Genomic DNA, 15182 nt, shown 5'->3' with positions numbered 1-15182 from the left:
CCCAACGACTCACCCGCAGCCCGACCCAACCCAATCTGCTCCCGCTCCAACGGACTCAACCTCGACCCCATAACCACCCCAACGAAGATCACCAAAAGGGGTGTTGCAACCACCGGTTGAGCCCGCCGCGCTAACGGAAACTGTCCAAGATTGCGAGCTGTGGCGGGTGAAGCTGCCTGGGGCGCGCCGCCGACGACTAGTTGATCTCTGTCTTCACGGGAGATCAACGGACTCGGCGGCCAGTCGGGCAGCTCGCATGGTCAGGTAGAGCTGTTCTGGGCGGCTGCTCGTGCGAGCGGCGGCGATCCGGTAGTCGGCGATCGCCTGGGCCTGGTCGCCGGCCATCTCGTGCAGGTGGGCGCGGGCGGCGGCCAGCCGGTGGTGTCCGGCCAACTGCGGGTCGTGGGTCAACGCGTCGAGGGCGGCCAGGCCGGCGGCGGGTCCGTGCACCATGGCCGTCGCCACGGCCCGGTTGAGGGCCACCACCGAGCTGCCGGCCAAGCGTTCCAGCACCTCGTAGAGCGCCAGGATCTGCGGCCAGTCGGTCTGCTCGGTGCTCGACGCCTCGTCGTGCAGGGCGGCGATGGCGGCCTGTACCTGGTACGGACCGACCGGCCCGCGCGGCAGGGCCCGGGTGACCAGTGCGATGCCCTCGGCGATCGCCGTCGCGTCCCAGCGGCTGCGGTCCTGATCGGCCAGTGAGATCAGCTCGCCGGAGGGCCCGGTTCGCGCCGGGCCGCGCGCCTCGGTGAGCAGCATCAACGCCAGCAGCCCGGCCGATTCGCTGTCGTTCGGCAGCAGCGTGTGCAGTGCGCGGGTCAGCCGGATCGCCTCGGCCGCGAGGTCGACGCGGCGCAGGTCCGGGCCCGTGGTGCTGGTGTGCCCCTCGGTGAAGACCAGGTACAGCACCTGTCGTACGGCGATCAGCCGGTCCGCCCGCTCCGCCGGCTCGGGCATCCGGAACGGCAGCCCGGATGCCCGGATGCGCTGCTTGGCCCGGCTGATCCGCTGGGCCATCGTCGCCTCGGGCACCAGGAACGCGCGGGCGATCTCGGCGGTGCTCAGCCCGCCGACGGCGCGCAGTGTCAGTGCCACCGCCGACGTCGGCGCGAGCGCCGGGTGGCAGCAGAGGAAGAGCAGGACCAGCGTGTCGTCCCGCTCGGCGGTCAACTCGTCGTCCGGGGCTGGCGCGTACCGCTGGTCGTCCGGATCCCGGCGGGCGACCAGGTCCTCCCGGCGGCGTCGGGCCTGCTCACCGCGGACCAGCTCGATCATCCGCCGGTAACCGACCTGGATCAGCCAGCCACGAGGGTTCGCCGGTAGCCCCTCGGTCGGCCACTGGGTGGCGGCGCCCAGCAGGGCCTCCTGCACCGCGTCCTCCGCCGTGGCGAAGTCACCGAAGCGGCGGCTGAGCACGCCGAGGACCTGCGGCGCCAACTCGCGCAGCAGGTCCTCGATGCGGGGATCGGTGTTCAGCCCCTCACAGCTCCTCTGCCGGTGCGGACATCACCGGGTGCACCTCGATCGGCATGTTCAGCGGCCGGCCGCCGGGGCCGGGTGCCGTGGAGATGTGCGCGGCCAACTCCACGGCCCGCTGCGGGCTCTCGCAGTCGACGATCCAGAAGCCGGCCAGGAACTCCTTCGTCTCGGCGAACGGCCCCTCGGTGACCACCGGTGCCCCGCCCTCACCGGCGCGGACGATCCGGGCCTGGTGCGGGCCGCCGAGGCCCTGCCCGTCGACCCACTCGCCGGCGGCGGTGAGCTTGGCGTTGACCTCGCCCATGAAGGCGATGTGCGCCCGGACCTCGTCCTGGGTCCAGGTGTCGATGCTCGGGAAGTCGGTCCCGGCGGCACTGAACTGCATCAGCAGCATGTACTTCATGGTTGGCTCCTCACGCCTGCGCACCGTCTTCGGTGCTCTCACCCTGAGGTAGAAGCCGGCCCCGCCGTTCTCGACACCCCGAGCAAAGAAGTTTCTAGTCGACGGCGTCGACCTCCAGCACCAGGCTCTGCTCCGGGTGCAGGGCGGGCAGCTGCACACCCACCCGGGCCAGCGCCGCCCCGCTGAGGGTGAGACCAGCCGCCAGCCAGGTGGGCGGGGACAGGTCGATGCTCGCCGGGGCCGGTACGCCCGACACCTGTCGCACCCGGTACCGCCGGCCCGGGTCGAGGCCGGGCAGCCGCACCGCGCCGGGCAGCTGCGTCACCGAGGTGGCCAGCCGGGCCACCGCGTACACCGCTCGGGTGTTGTCGTGATCAACCACGCCGTGCGCCCAGACGGCCGGGTCCGGGTGATCGACCCGGACCACCCGACCAGCGTGCAGCAGCGGGCGCAGCCGCTTGTGCAGCGCCACCCAGGCGGCCAGCTCGGTCTGCTCGGCAGCGCTGATCGAGGCGATGTCCCACTCGATGCCGTGGTGGCCGAAGAGCGCTGTCGCCGCCCGGAAACCCAGGTCGTGTACGCGGTTGGTGGTGTGCGAGCGTTCCGGGCCGACGTGGGTGCCGATCAGCTCCGGTGGCAGCAGCAGCCCCGTCCAGCGTTGGATGCTGAGCCGCTCCAGGGCGTCGTTGCAGTCGCTGGCCCAGACCCGGTCGGTACGCGCCAGGATGGCCAGGTCCACCCGGGCCCCGCCGGACGAGCAGCTCTCGATCTCCACACCCGGGTGCCGATTGCGCAACTCGTCGAACAGCCGGTAGACCGCCAGGGTCTGCCCGTGCACCCCGGGGCGGCCATGGTGCCCGGCCTCGGTGAGGTCCCGGTTCTGGTCCCACTTGAGGTACCGGATTCCGGGGTGGTCGGTGAGCAGCGTGTCGAGTCGTTCCAGCACATAGTCGTACGCCTCGGGGCGGCCCAGGTCGAGCACCTGCTGGTGACGCCAGGCCGGCGGCAGCCGCCCCGGCACGGCGAGCACCCAGTCGGGGTGCGCGCGGAACACGTCCGAGTCGGGGTTGACCATCTCCGGCTCGACCCAGAGGCCGAACTGGAGGCCCTGGCCGGTGACGTGGTCGATCAGCGGTTGCAGGCCGTCCGGCCAGACGCCCTCGTCGACGTACCAGTCGCCGAGCCCGGCGGTGTCGTCGCGCCGGCCGCGGAACCAGCCGTCGTCGAGCACGAACCGCTCCACGCCGATCTGCGCGGCCCGGTCGGCGAGAGCCCGCAGCCGGTCCAGGTCGTGGTCGAAGTAGACCGCCTCCCAGACGTTGAGGGTCACCGGACGGGGGGAGCGCGGGTGCCCGGGGCGGGCCCGGAGGTGGGTGTGCAGCACGTCGCTGAGCCCGTCCAGACCGGTGTCGGACCAGACCGCGTAGAGCAGGGGAGTCTCGTACGACTCGCCGGGGTCGAGCCGGACCTCGCCGGGGGCCGGCAGCTCGCCGCCGCCAAGGGTGGACTCGCCGGTGGGCCGACGTTCGGCGAACGTGACGTGGTCGCCGCTCCAGGCGGTGTGCACCGCCCAGACCTCGCCGTGGCCGAAGCCGAACCCGGTGGTGCCGGCCACCAGCAGCAGAGTGGCGTCGTGCCCGGTACGGCCGTGCCGCCCCTCGCGGACCCAGGCGCCGTGCTGCCACGGGTGCCGCTGCGGCGACCGTTCCCGACACCACCGGCCGGTCAGGTCGAGCAGTTCCGTGGCGACCGCCGGCACCGGCAGCACCGGCGTCAACTCCCGCAGCTCGTACGCGCTGTCGCCGTCGTTGCGCAGCCGGTGTCGAACGGTCAGCAGGCCGTACGGGTCGAGCGTGATCTCGATGGTCACTGTCAGCCCGGCGGCCGGGTCCGACGCCCGGACGGTCACCCGTGCCGGTCCGTCGGCGGGCTGGTCGACATCGAGACCGTCCAGCCGGAACGCGGTGGACCAGCCGGCGCCGTCGCGGTGCCCGGCCAGGCCGGGCCGCCCGCTCCAGCCGGCGCTCGCCTCCGGCAGCACTGACAGCACGGTCGGCTCGTCGAAGCTGCTCGGCACCACCGGCGGTACGGTCGCGTCGGTGAGGTGGCGCAGGCCGTCGTCGTCGAGGTCGCCGACGTCGCCGCCCCAGTGCACGACCCGGGGCAGCCCCGGGCCGCGCGCGTCGAGCACCAGGCTGGTCCGCGCGCGGCGCAGGTGCAGGATCGTCATCCTTTGGAGGCTCCCAAGGTCAGGCCCCGAACGAAGTGCCGCTGGAGCATAAAGAAGATCACCAGGGTGGGGATCGCGACGAGCACGCTGCCCGCCGAGACCAGGTTGTTGTCGGTGAAGAACTCACCGCGCAGGTTGTTGAGCGAGCTGGTCACCGGGAACTTGTCGCCGGTGCGCATGAGGACGGTGGCCCAGAAGAACTCGTTGTAGATCCAGGTCACCTCCAGCGTCGCCAGCGCGGCCAGGGCCGGCCGGCACAGCGGCATGGTGACCTGCCAGTACTGCCGCCAGATGCTCGCCCCGTCGACCATCGCCGCCTCGTACAGGTCACGGGGCAGCGCCTTCATGTAGTTGCTGAGCACGAAGACACAGAAACCACACTGGAAGGCCACGTTGATCAGGATCAGGCCCCAGTAGCTGTCGTAGAGCAGTTCCGAGTCACTCATGAACTCCGGAAGCGGCACCTCGGTGAACAGCCGGAACAGCGGGATGAGCAGCGCCTGCTGGGGCAGCAGGTTGGCCGCGGTGAAGATCCCGAGCAGGACGAGGTTGAGCTTCCAACTGAACCGGGCGATGACGAACGCCACGCAGGAGGCCAGGAAGAGGGTCAGCAGCACCGCCGGCACGGTGATGTACACCGAGTTGAGGAAGTGCTGCCCGAACTCCGCCGTCCGCCAGGCGGTGACGTAGTTGTCGAAGGTCCAGCCGCCGAAGGAGACATAGCCGTTCGCGGCGGTGTAGTCGTACGAGCGCAGCGAGGTCAGCACCGCCCAGGCGATCGGGAAGAGCCAGGCCAGCGAGACGACGATGAGGAAGCCGTGCAGCAGGATCCGTAACGGGGTCAGCTTGCGGCGGCGCGTCGGCGCGTCGGCCCCGCCCTCGGTACGCCGGGTGACGGTCGCGGTGCTCATTCCCGGTTCTCCCTCATCACGGTCGCCAGGTAGATGGTGATGAAGACCAGCGAGACGACCAGCATGATCGTTGCCAGTGCCGAGCCGAAGCCGATCCGGCTCGCCTCACCCACCACGTTCTGGGTGACCAGCGCGGAGATCAGCTCCAGCCCGTTGCGGCCCTTGTTGACCACCCAGACCAGGTCGAACGCGCGCAGCGACTCGATCACGGTCACCACCAGCACGATGATGTTGATGGGTCGCATGACCGGGAACACGACCCGGAAGAACGCCCGGCTCTCCGAGGCGCCGTCGACCGCTGCGGCCTCGCGCAGCGACGGGTCGACGCCCTTCAGGCCGGCCAGGTAGAGCAGCATGATGTACCCGACGTGCCGCCACCCGGAGGCGACCATCACCGCCCAGATGTTGACGTTCGAGTCGCCGTACCAGTCGATGCTGGTGCCGAAGACGGCGTTGATCAGCCCTTGGTCCCGGGAGTAGAGCAGCTGCCAGACGAAGCCGATCAGCGCCAGCGAGAGCACCACCGGCAGGTAGAGCGCAGTCTGGTAGAAGCGACTGCCGCGCAGCTCCTTGTCCAACAGCACGGCCAGGAACATGCCGAACGGGGTGGCGACCACGAACAGCGCCGCCAGCCAGAGCAGGTTGTGCTGGACCGCCGGCACGAACGGCGGGTAGATGTTCACCACGTCGCTGTAGTTGCGGGCGCCGACGAACTCGATCTCGTCGAGGGGGCCGATGCCGTCCCAGTTGGTGCCGGAGAGCAGCACGGTGGCCGCCGCCGGCAACCAGACGAACCCGGTGACGAGCAGCAGCGGGACGAGCACCATCAGCGTGATGACCACGCGGTCGGTGCGGGACAGGAGCCGTAGCCGTCGGCGACGACCACCCGTGGAGGTGGTCGTCGCCGGCGGCGGCACGGCGCGATCCGCTTGGATCAGGGGCAGGTCGGACACGATGTCCTCCCCCTTCCGCCGTCAGTCAGTGAAGATCGATTTTTTCTGGTTCTCGATGGACGAGGTGAGCCCGCCGATGTCCTTGGGGTTCTTGATGAACTGCTGGAGCGCCGGGATGATCACCGTCGAGGCGAAGTCCGGCCGGGTGTCCCGGTCGAGGAACTGGGCGATCTCGGTGGCCGACCCGACCAGCTCGGCGGCCTTCTTCTGCAGAGCGGTGTAGCCGCTGACGTCCGCGCTGGTGTTGGCCACCAGGGTGGCCGGGTCGTTCTTGACGGTGATGTCCGCGGCGTCCTTGCCACCGAAGTACTCCAGCAGCTTGCGCGCGTTGTCCTCGTTCTTGGGCTTGCGGGCCATCATGTAGCCGTCGATCGGCGCGTCGAGCGCCTTGGCACCGATGGCCGGGTCGATCTCGGGGAAGGTGAAGAAGTCGAGGTCGCTCTGCTCCTCGTTGCTGAACTGCTGACCGACGAAGAGGCCGAGCAGGTACATGCCGCTCTTCTTCTGCTGCAACGACTGCGCGGCCTCCTGCCAGGTGCGGCCGAGGCTGTCCGGCTGGTGCAGGGGGAGCAGGCCGGCCCAGGTGTCGAAAACCTTCTTGACCTTGTCGGAGGTCCAGGCCTCCTTGCCGGCCATCAGGTCGATGTGGAACTGGTAGCCGTTGATGCGCAGGTTGAGGATGTCGAAGGTGCCCATCGCCGGCCAGCCGTCCTTGTCGGCGAAGGCGATCGGGATGAGGCCGTCCTTCTTCATCCGCGCGCCGAGGTCGGTGAACTCGGTGATGGTCTTCGGCACCTGGTAGCCGTACTGCTGCCACACCGACTTGCGGTAGAAGACCGCCCACGGGTAATACGTCGCCGGTACGAAGTACTGTTTGCCGTCGTCGCCGGTGGATGCCTTCTTGAAGGCGTCGGAGTAGCCGGAGAGCTTGCCCCACACGTCGCTGATGTCGCTGGCCAGGCCCTTCTGCGCGAAGAAGCGCATCCGGTAGCCGGCGAACCAGGTGAACACGTCGTCCGGCTTGCCCTGTAGGTAATTGTTGATGTTCTCCTGGAACGTGTTGTGGTCGACCGTATTGACCGCGACCTGCACGCCGGACGAGGTCTTGAAGCCGTCGGTGACCTTGACCAGGACGTCCTTCGGCTTCGGGTCGGACTGGTTCGAGCCGAGCGACACGTCCTTGCTGGACCCGCCGGAGCCGGAGTCGTCGCCGCAGCCGGCGAGCAGGCCGGTGCCGAGCAGCGCGCCCGTGCCGGCCGCGCCGGCCAGCAACGATCGTCGGTTGATGCCGGCGACTGAGGGCGGTACGAGCCGAGCCAGGTACTCGGCTTGGGATTGGGGACGGGACATCTGTGCCTCCTGCGGATGAGAAGGAGCTACGCCCAAGGGCCTCAGGGTGGTGAAGGCAGGTCCAGCGTTGTGATCACACATTGAGATCCACCGAGAATCCACATTGGCGAACACGAACGGCCATTGGGGCCTCAAGCTACCCTGCGGCCGGGCGCTGTCAAGAGGGCAGTTCGCCTCTGATAACCCAGTCGTGACACGGCCGTTACCTGGTAAACGTTGGAAAGAAGCTCGATGTTGGAACCTGTTGACTTCCGTGGTCTGGCGGGTGCACCCTCAGCTGTCATGCGGCGATGGCAGGGTGACAGCATCTATTTCGGCGGCGACTACAACCCCGAGCAGTGGCCCGAGGAAACCTGGTCCGAGGACGTCGACCTGATGCGCCTGGCCGGGGTCAACCTGGTCTCCGTCGGCATCTTCTCCTGGGCGTTGCTGGAGCCCACCCCGGGGCGGTTCGAGTTCGCTTGGCTGGACCGGGTGCTGGACCTGCTGCACGCCGGTGGCATCCAGGTCGACCTGGCCACCGCCACGGCCAGCCCACCGCCGTGGTTGGCCCGCGAGCACCCGGAGACGCTGCCCCGCCGGGCCGACGGTGCGATCCTCTGGCCGGGGGGACGACAGGCGTACTGCCCCAGCTCACCGGTTTTCCGCGAGCGGTCGCTGGAGCTGGTGCGCGCGGTCGCCGGCCGGTACGCCGACCATCCCGCCGTGGTCATGTGGCACATCTCCAACGAGCTGGGCTGCCACAACGTGCACTGTTACTGCGATGTCAGCGCCGAGGCGTTCCGCGGCTGGCTGCGCGAGCGCTACGGCGACCTGGACCGGCTCAACGCCGCCTGGGGCACCGCGTTCTGGAGCCAGCGTTACGGCGACTGGGCCGAGATCAACCCGCCGCGCGCCGCGCTGACCTTCGCCAACCCGACGCAGCAGCTGGACTTCCTGCGGTTCTCCTCCGACGAGCAACGCGCCCAACTGCGCGCCGAGCGCGAGGTGTTGCAGACGCTGGTCCGGCAGCCGATCACCACCAACTTCATGATCGGCTTGGGCATCAAGCACATGGACTACGACTCCTGGGCGTCCGACGTGGACCTCGTCTCCAACGACCACTACCTGACCTCCGCCGACCCGCAGGCGCACCTCGGGCTGGCGTTCGCCGCCGACCACACCCGGGGCGTCGCCGGCGGTGACCCGTGGTTGCTGATGGAGCACTCCACCAGCGCGGTCAACTGGCAGCCGCGCAACGTGGCCAAGCTGCCCGGGCAACTGCGCCGCAACAGCCTCGCGCACGTCGCCCGCGGCGCCGACGGGGTGCTCTTCTTCCAGTGGCGTGCCTCCCGGGCCGGCGCGGAGAAGTTCCACTCCGCGCTGGTGCCGCACGCCGGGCCGGACACCAAGGTGTTCCGCGAGGTCTGCCAGCTCGGCGCGGACCTCAAGGCCCTCGCGGAGATACGCGGCAGCCGGGTGGACGCCGACGTGGCGATCCTGTTCGACTGGGAGGCGTGGTGGGGTGTCGAGTTGGATTCGCACCCCAGCGTCGACGTCACCTACACCGACCGGCTCAGGGCCCTGTACGACTCGCTCTGGCGGGCTGGCGTGACCGCGGACATCGTCCACCCGTCGACCGACCTCAGCGGCTACCGGCTGGTCCTGGTGCCGACCCTCTACCTGGTCCGCGACGCCGACGTCGACGCGCTGCACCGGTTCGTCGAAGCCGGTGGCACGGCGGCGGTCACCTACTTCAGCGGCATCGTCGACGCCAACGACCACATCCGGCTGGGCGGCTACCCGGGCGCGTTCCGGGAGTTGCTCGGCGTCCGGACCGAGGAGTTCTTCCCGCTGCGCGAGGGCGAGCAGGTCCGATTGGACGACGGCAGCACCGCCGACGTGTGGACCGAGTGGGTGCACCCCGACGGCGCCGAGGTGCTCGCCTCGTACACCGATGGGCCCTTGCCGGGCGTGCCGGCGCTGACCAGGCGCCGGGTGGGCGACGGCGCCGCCTGGTATGTCGGCACCCGCCTGGACGAGTCGGCCACCGATCGGCTGGTGGCTCGGCTGCTCGCCGAGGCCGGCGTCCGCCCGACGGTGTCGGCGCCGTCCGGGGTGGAGGTGGTCCGCCGCCGTGACGGCGACCGGACCTGGCTGTTCGCCATCAACCACACCGACACCGAGGTACGCCTGCCGGTGCACGGCGTCGAGCTGCTGACTGGCGCACCATGTGCCGGTGAGCTGACGGTGCCGGCCGGTGAGGTGGCCGTCGTCCGAGAGGACCGGGCCGATGCCTTCGCTGTGAAGGAGGTTTCCTGAGTTGCTCGCCCAACAACGGCAGACCGCCATCCTCGATCTGATCCGCCAACGCGGTGGTGTGCGGGTGAGCCAGTTGGTCAGTCGGTTCGGTGTGTCCGACATGACGATCCGGCGTGACCTGGAGGTGTTGGCCGAGCGCGGCCTGGTCGACAAGGTGCACGGTGGCGCGACCCTCGCCGGTCCGGGCTCCGCCGAGGAGCCCGGTTTCGCCGCGAAGTCGATCCGCCAGCAGGCGGAGAAGCGGGCCATCGCCGAGCGGGCGGCGACGATGGTGGAGCCGGGAATGGCCATCGCGCTCTCCGCCGGCACCACCACCGCCGCGCTGGCCACGCTCCTCTCCGACGTACGCGGGCTGACCGTGGTGACCAACTCGATCCCGGTGGCCGACGCGCTCTACCAGAACCCGCGCGCCGACCAGACCGTCGTGTTGACCGGTGGCATCCGCACCCCGTCGGACGCGTTGACCGGGCCGGTGGCCGAGGCGGCGATCAGCGCGCTCAACGTCGACCTGCTGTTCCTCGGTGTGCACGGCCTCAGCCCACGGACCGGCTTCACCACGCCCAACCTGCTGGAGGCCGGCGTCAACCGTTGCCTCATCGGTGCGGCCCGCCGGCTCGTGGTGCTCGCCGACCACACCAAGTGGGAGACGATCGGCATCGCCACCATCGCCCCACTGGAGGCCGCCGACGTGCTGATCACCGACGTCGGACTGCCGACGGAGGCCCGCACCACGATCGGCGAACAGGTCGGCGAACTGGTGATCGTGGAACCCGACTGACTACGCATCCTCGCCGCACGGCGCGCACGCCCACCGTCAGGCGGACCAGGACGCGAACAAGGGAGTACGGCCATGATTGCGGTCAAGGTGCGACTCGCTGCGATCGTCGTCGTGGGCCTGGCCCTGGTCGGGATGCTGAGTTGGCTGGCCGGCGCGTGGCCCGCCGACCAGACCCGGGGCGCCGAGCGCGCCGGCAGAGTCGAGCGCCACGCCCGCCTGACAGCACGCGTGCTGCACCGGTTGCCGGACCCCGCCCGGCCCTCTAGTGGTCGTTCAGCATGAACAGGAGCGTTCGATGCTCCAGGTCCAGGAACACCACCCGCTGGCGTGGCGACGGGAGTGTCTCGTTGTAGATCTGACTGTGCAGCCAGCGGGGCTTGGCCGGGAGGAACGGCACGAGGTCCGGTCGCACGTCCGTAGACGTGTGTGAGTGTCGCAGCTCAGCCGGGTCGATGGATGGGAACGGAACGAACGCGAACTGCTCGGCCAATCTGTGCGCGTCCTGCGGACGCAGCGCGATGACGCCCTGGTACTCCCAGTCCGTCGGACCCGGCACCCGTGAGCACGGATCGCCCAACGCGCGCGCCTGCCAGTGAATCTCCGAATACTCACCGACATGCGGAAGGTCCTCCGGTGGGTCCCAGCGGCTGACCCGGAGCTTCGCCTCGTCGGCCTGTCGTTGCTCCTGGCATCCACGCGTCTCGTCCACGGCTGCCGCGTCGCATCCCGCCACCAACAGCAGCCCCGCCGCCGCAGCGAGCACTGCTGGACGTGCCCGTCTCCCCGTCTTCATCGCCCAGACTGTAGATCCGTGTGTGGACCGTCGTCAGGCAGGCAGGCCGACGTGGCCGGCCTCCCGCGCATCGGCGCTCGGCGGATCGCGCCGCCGTCGACGGTCCGGCCAGTCGCCGGTCCGGTGGGCTGCGCAGCCGAGGGTCGAACGCCTGATTCGCTTGCGACATCAGCTCCAAAGGCTCGTCGACCGACATCCGCCCTGGGCTGACGCTGAGCGGGAAGGCGCTGAGCGGGAACGCGCTGAGCGGGAACGCGCTGATCGACTCGGCACCTGCGCTTCACAGCCACCTCACAGGGGTGCTGGATAAGGTGCCGTTCGAGTCAACGTCCGACTCCAGCCTGGAGCGGTCGGCGTCGCACAGGAGTTCCGATGGTCTTCAAGAAGATGTTGAGCGCGTTCGGTGTGGGCGGTCCCAGCGTGGACACCGTGCTGACCAACCCCAACACCCGCCCCGGCCTGACCCTCGACGGGCAGGTCAACCTCGTCGGTGGCGACGCTGAGACAGCCATCGAGCAGGTGGTGATCGGCCTGGTCACCCGGGTCGAGGTCGAGGGACACGACACCGAGTACGCGGGCACGATGGAGTTCCACCGCATGGCGGTCAGCGGTCCGCTCCAGCTCGCCCCGAAGCAGCAGCTCTCGATCCCGTTCCAGCTGCCGGTGCCGTGGGAAACCCCGATCACCGACGTGTACGGCCAGCGCCTGCACGGCATGACGATGGGTCTGCGTACCGAGTTGGCGATCGCCCGCGCGGTCGACAAGAGCGACCTGGATCAGGTGGCGGTGCACCCGCTGCCGGTGCACGAGCGGATCCTGGAGGCGTTCCAGCGGCTCGGCTTCCGGTTCAAGCACGCCGACCTGGAGCGTGGTCACATCCGGGGCGTGCAGCAGACTCTGCCGTTCTACCAGGAGATCGAGTTCTTCGCCTCCCCGCAGTACGCGAGCACCATCCGGGAGGTCGAGCTGACCTTCGTGACCAGCCAGCGTGGTGTGGAAGTCATCCTGGAGTGCGACAAGCGCGGTGGGTTCCTCAGCGCCGGGCACGACGCGTTCGGCCGTTACCAGGTGTCGCACACCGACGTTGACCGCGTGGACTGGGCGCAGGTCGTCGACGGTTGGCTGCGCGAGACCACGTCCCGCTACGGCAGCCTCCGCTCCCAGTACGGCCCGAGCCACGGCCACGGGCACAGCCGCGGGCACGGCATGGGCGGCATGGTGGCCGGCGCCGCGCTGGGTGTCGCCGGCGGCATGATCGCCGGCGAGATGATCGAGGAATCGTTCGAGGGTGACTTCGGCGACTTCGGCGGCGACGAGTAGCCGTTACAACCATGACAGTGGCCTCCGGGAGGATCTCCCGGAGGCCACTGTGCACTGTGAACCGGTCAGTGCCGGGCCTTGCGCTCCTCGCCGCTGCGCCAGTTGCTGCCGGCCTTGGCCAGGCCACGGCTACCGAGGTAGCCAAGCGTCAGCAGGGTGATCAGGAACCAGGCGTTGTCGGCCCGGAAGATGTCCACCCCAGCGGAGTTCTGCCCGACGACCTGCGACGCGCCCAGTACGGCGGCCACCGCGATCAGGTAGATCCAGAACTCGGTGGTCTTGAACGCCTGCTTGGTCTCCGTACCGGGTGCCTGCATGTCGTTCCGGTGCCCGTCCCGCATGACCGGCATCTGCTGGGTCTGCATGTCCCGCATCTGAGCGGGGTTCTGCGGGTCGTTCATGGGCCGGTTCATCGGCCGGGTGGAAGCAGCCTGCGTGCTCATCTGGTCCTCCTCAGGATGCGATGAGTCGTACCTGCATTCCCTCGCCCCGCTACCGCGTTTCGGCCACGGCACGGTTCGCTTTCGTGGCGGGGACAACCCCCGACTACCCGAGGCCCCGGAGCAGGTAACACCGATCGCCGGCCGGAAAAATCCGGCCGGCGATCGGGTGGTCGGCAGGTCAGCGCAGGCCGTTGCGCATCGCCACGCTCACCAGAAGGCCCGGGTCGTCGGTGATGATGCCGTCGACGCCGAGGTCGATGACCCGCTGCATCACGGTGGCGTCATCGACGGTGTACGGGATCACCTTCAGCTTGTCCCGCGTCTGAAGGGTCCGGACGTCCGGTCCGTGGAAGTATGCCGGGTTCTCCCGCAGGTACCAGTCGGTCGAGGCGACGGTGCCCTGCTTCGGGTCGTGCACCTGCCAGTTGGCGGAGACCGTGCCAGCGCCCGCCGCCCGGGTCAGCTTGCCCAGGTCCTGGTACTTACGCCGGCAGGGTGTTCTCCGGCCGCGTGGCCCGACCGCCCCGATGCGCCTGGATGTCGAACGGAGCGGTGTACGCCTTCGGCAGCCGGTAACCACGCTGCGCCAGCACGCCGCGCAACCGGTCCGGGTAGTCGGTGATCATGCCGTCCACGCCGTCGTCGATCAGCTTGGTCATGGTCGGCACGTCGTCGACCGTCCACGGGATCACTTTGATCCCGTAGCGGTGGGCCTGGGCGACCATCTCCTTCGTGACGTACGGCTTGTAGCCCGGGTCGGTCACCGTGCCGTTCTGCGGGGACCCGTGCACCGGCGAGAAGGCGCTGGCGCCGAAGCTGCGGACCGCCTTGATCGGGTCGCCGCCGAAGTCGTCGATGTCCAGCCCGCCCAGCCACGGTGACGCACCCGGCTGACCGGTCTGGAGGAAGTCGTAGTTGGTCAGGGCGACCAGGGGCAGCTTCGGCTCGACCTGACGCATGCGCATCAGCGCGCCCCAGTCGAAGCTCTGGATGGTGACCTGCTTGAGCAGCCCGGCGGCGCGGATCTCGGCCGCGGTGACCCGGACGAACTGCTCGCGGGGGGCGGTCTCGGTCGGCGCGCCAGCCTCGACCTTGGTTTCGACGTTGAGCTTCACGTCCTTCGCCCGGTAGCGGTTGACGAGCGCGAAGACCTCACGCAGCAGCGGCATCCGGGCACCGGGGACGGCGAGCTGACCCGGCTTGTCCGGCAGCGTCTTGGAGCCGCAGTCGAGCGAGCGCACCTGGGCCAGGCTGAGCGTGTTGATGTACTTACCGACGTAAGGGAACTCCGGGTCGCCGGGCGTCACCGGGGTGGTGTCGACGCACTTGGTGCCGGTGACCTTGCGGTCGTGGGTGACGACGGCCTGGCCGTCCTCGGTGATCTGCACGTCCAGTTCGAGGGTGCTCACCCCGAGCTGGAGGGCGTTGCCGAAGGAGGCGAGGGTGTTCTCCACCCGCAACCCGAGGCCGCCCCGGTGGGCCTGCACGTCGAATGTCCGGTCCGGTCGTGGCTTCGCCTGGGCGGGCACCGCGAGCCCGGTCGTCACCGTCGCGGCCACCAGGGCCGCGACGGCGGTACGGCGTACTGTGCGCACGCTGTCATCCCCTCCTGCCGGCGGGCATCTCCCACCGGTCGCGGGACAGCATGGACATCTCGGGCTGCGGGCAGGCGGCCAGCGGGCGGCGCGACGGTGAACCGCCGTGGGCGACCTCCCCGGTCACGCCGGGTTTGGTCGGCCGGTGGCCGGGCACGCAGTCAGTTCCACAGCTTCTGCGAGGTGATGATCGTGCGTGAGGACGACATGCGGCAGGACGCCGCCCGCCAGGCCGAGGATCGGATCGCCGGAGGCGTGTACGGCAAGGGAGCCGTCGAAGAGGTGACGGTGCCCCGCACCGATGTGGAGAGTCAGATCCAGCGCGATGACCCGTTCGACCCGGCGAAGGAACGGATCGACCCGCAGGTGCTGCGCGACGGTGGTCCCGTCGGCGGGCAGGGCGCGGTGACCACCACCGGTGGCACCGCCGGGCCGGCGAGCGTACGCCGGGTGGCCCGACAGCCGGAGCGACACCCGGGCACTGTCGCACCGACCACCACCGGTGATGCCACCACCGGCGGTCTGAGCACCCCGATGGGCGGTGGCACCAGCGACCAGTCCACGTCCGCAACCGCCCCGGCAAAGTCCATCAGGGACAAATCCAACGACTAACCCCACCCACCCAC

General features: G+C 69.5%; 15 protein-coding genes. 5 read left to right on the top strand and 10 right to left on the bottom strand.

The annotated features are described in order from the left end of the window. Window positions 1-213 precede the first annotated feature (213 nt). From DLJ58_RS30250 to DLJ58_RS30225, 6 genes are all read right to left on the bottom strand, one after another. On the bottom strand, window positions 214-1476 hold the full coding sequence (locus DLJ58_RS30250; RefSeq protein WP_124861561.1) for an RNA polymerase sigma factor: 1263 nt from the start codon (window positions 1474-1476) through the stop codon (window positions 214-216). A 4-nt stretch (window positions 1477-1480) separates the two neighbouring features. Then, window positions 1481-1882 (bottom strand): YciI family protein, encoded by a 402-nt coding sequence (locus DLJ58_RS30245; RefSeq protein ID WP_124861557.1) that lies wholly within the window; start codon window positions 1880-1882, stop codon window positions 1481-1483. Between the two features lie 94 nt (window positions 1883-1976). Next, a complete protein-coding gene (locus tag DLJ58_RS30240) occupies window positions 1977-4112 on the bottom strand; it encodes an alpha-galactosidase (protein WP_124861554.1) in 2136 nt (711 codons plus the stop codon). Then, entirely contained in the window at window positions 4109-5023 is a 915-nt protein-coding gene (locus DLJ58_RS30235) for a carbohydrate ABC transporter permease (RefSeq protein WP_124861551.1), read from the bottom strand. Before DLJ58_RS30235 ends, DLJ58_RS30240 begins: the two co-directional genes overlap by 4 nt. Then, window positions 5020-5976, bottom strand: a complete 957-nt coding sequence (locus DLJ58_RS30230; protein ID WP_124861548.1) for a carbohydrate ABC transporter permease — start codon at window positions 5974-5976, stop codon at window positions 5020-5022. Before DLJ58_RS30230 ends, DLJ58_RS30235 begins: the two co-directional genes overlap by 4 nt. Before the next feature lie 21 nt (window positions 5977-5997). Then, the gene (locus DLJ58_RS30225; protein ID WP_124861545.1) at window positions 5998-7326 is read right to left on the bottom strand and encodes an ABC transporter substrate-binding protein; all 1329 of its coding nucleotides are present in this window, start codon (window positions 7324-7326) and stop codon (window positions 5998-6000) included. A 282-nt stretch (window positions 7327-7608) separates the two neighbouring features. Between DLJ58_RS30225 and DLJ58_RS30215 the strand changes: the two genes are divergently transcribed. From DLJ58_RS30215 to DLJ58_RS30205, 3 genes are all read left to right on the top strand, one after another. Further along, window positions 7609-9627: a beta-galactosidase gene (locus DLJ58_RS30215; protein ID WP_124861539.1), complete on the top strand. Its 2019-nt coding sequence runs from the start codon at window positions 7609-7611 to the stop codon at window positions 9625-9627. Window position 9628: 1 nt separating this feature from the next. Then, on the top strand, window positions 9629-10405 hold the full coding sequence (locus tag DLJ58_RS30210) for a DeoR/GlpR family DNA-binding transcription regulator (protein WP_124861536.1): 777 nt from the start codon (window positions 9629-9631) through the stop codon (window positions 10403-10405). 72 nt (window positions 10406-10477) lie between these two features. Further along, window positions 10478-10687: a hypothetical protein gene (locus DLJ58_RS30205; RefSeq protein WP_124861532.1), complete on the top strand. Its 210-nt coding sequence runs from the start codon at window positions 10478-10480 to the stop codon at window positions 10685-10687. Here DLJ58_RS30205 and DLJ58_RS30200 read toward each other — a convergent pair. Then, window positions 10668-11198 carry a hypothetical protein gene (locus DLJ58_RS30200; RefSeq protein WP_124861530.1) on the bottom strand — a complete coding sequence of 177 codons (531 nt, stop codon included), beginning with the start codon at window positions 11196-11198 and terminating at the stop codon, window positions 10668-10670. The genes DLJ58_RS30205 and DLJ58_RS30200 overlap by 20 nt on opposite strands. Window positions 11199-11570: 372 nt before the next feature. On the opposite strand from DLJ58_RS30200, the gene DLJ58_RS30195 reads away from it, so the two are divergent. After that, on the top strand, window positions 11571-12518 hold the full coding sequence (locus DLJ58_RS30195) for a sporulation protein (RefSeq protein WP_124861527.1): 948 nt from the start codon (window positions 11571-11573) through the stop codon (window positions 12516-12518). Between the two features lie 65 nt (window positions 12519-12583). Here the strand turns inward: DLJ58_RS30195 and DLJ58_RS30190 are convergent, their stop codons facing one another. The 3 genes from DLJ58_RS30190 to DLJ58_RS30180 form a co-directional block, all read right to left on the bottom strand. Then, on the bottom strand, window positions 12584-12961 hold the full coding sequence (locus DLJ58_RS30190; protein ID WP_124861523.1) for a hypothetical protein: 378 nt from the start codon (window positions 12959-12961) through the stop codon (window positions 12584-12586). A 178-nt stretch (window positions 12962-13139) separates the two neighbouring features. Continuing rightward, window positions 13140-13379, bottom strand: a complete 240-nt coding sequence (locus DLJ58_RS34765; protein WP_158629645.1) for a glycerophosphodiester phosphodiesterase family protein — start codon at window positions 13377-13379, stop codon at window positions 13140-13142. 64 nt (window positions 13380-13443) lie between these two features. Beyond that, window positions 13444-14556, bottom strand: a complete 1113-nt coding sequence (locus DLJ58_RS30180; RefSeq protein ID WP_124861515.1) for a glycerophosphodiester phosphodiesterase family protein — start codon at window positions 14554-14556, stop codon at window positions 13444-13446. A 192-nt stretch (window positions 14557-14748) separates the two neighbouring features. On the opposite strand from DLJ58_RS30180, the gene DLJ58_RS30175 reads away from it, so the two are divergent. Beyond that, entirely contained in the window at window positions 14749-15168 is a 420-nt protein-coding gene (locus DLJ58_RS30175; protein ID WP_124861512.1) for a hypothetical protein, read from the top strand. Window positions 15169-15182: the final 14 nt, after the last annotated feature.

The organism is Micromonospora arida, assembly GCF_003857035.1.
Classification (GTDB): domain Bacteria; phylum Actinomycetota; class Actinomycetes; order Mycobacteriales; family Micromonosporaceae; genus Micromonospora; species Micromonospora arida.
The sequence above is the reverse complement of the archived record's forward strand: the minus strand, read 5'-3'. Positions and strand labels throughout refer to the sequence as shown.

Coding starts and splice junctions, on each gene's coding strand:
- DLJ58_RS30245 (WP_124861557.1), bottom strand. CDS start 1,882: ATGAAGTACATGCTGCTGATGCAGTTCAGTGCCGCCGGGACCGACTTC.
- DLJ58_RS30240 (WP_124861554.1), bottom strand. CDS start 4,112: ATGACGATCCTGCACCTGCGCCGCGCGCGGACCAGCCTGGTGCTCGAC.
- DLJ58_RS30235 (WP_124861551.1), bottom strand. CDS start 5,023: ATGAGCACCGCGACCGTCACCCGGCGTACCGAGGGCGGGGCCGACGCG.
- DLJ58_RS30225 (WP_124861545.1), bottom strand. CDS start 7,326: ATGTCCCGTCCCCAATCCCAAGCCGAGTACCTGGCTCGGCTCGTACCG.
- DLJ58_RS30215 (WP_124861539.1), top strand. CDS start 7,609: ATGCGGCGATGGCAGGGTGACAGCATCTATTTCGGCGGCGACTACAAC.
- DLJ58_RS30205 (WP_124861532.1), top strand. CDS start 10,478: ATGATTGCGGTCAAGGTGCGACTCGCTGCGATCGTCGTCGTGGGCCTG.
- DLJ58_RS30200 (WP_124861530.1), bottom strand. CDS start 11,198: ATGAAGACGGGGAGACGGGCACGTCCAGCAGTGCTCGCTGCGGCGGCG.
- DLJ58_RS30195 (WP_124861527.1), top strand. CDS start 11,571: ATGGTCTTCAAGAAGATGTTGAGCGCGTTCGGTGTGGGCGGTCCCAGC.
- DLJ58_RS30190 (WP_124861523.1), bottom strand. CDS start 12,961: ATGAGCACGCAGGCTGCTTCCACCCGGCCGATGAACCGGCCCATGAAC.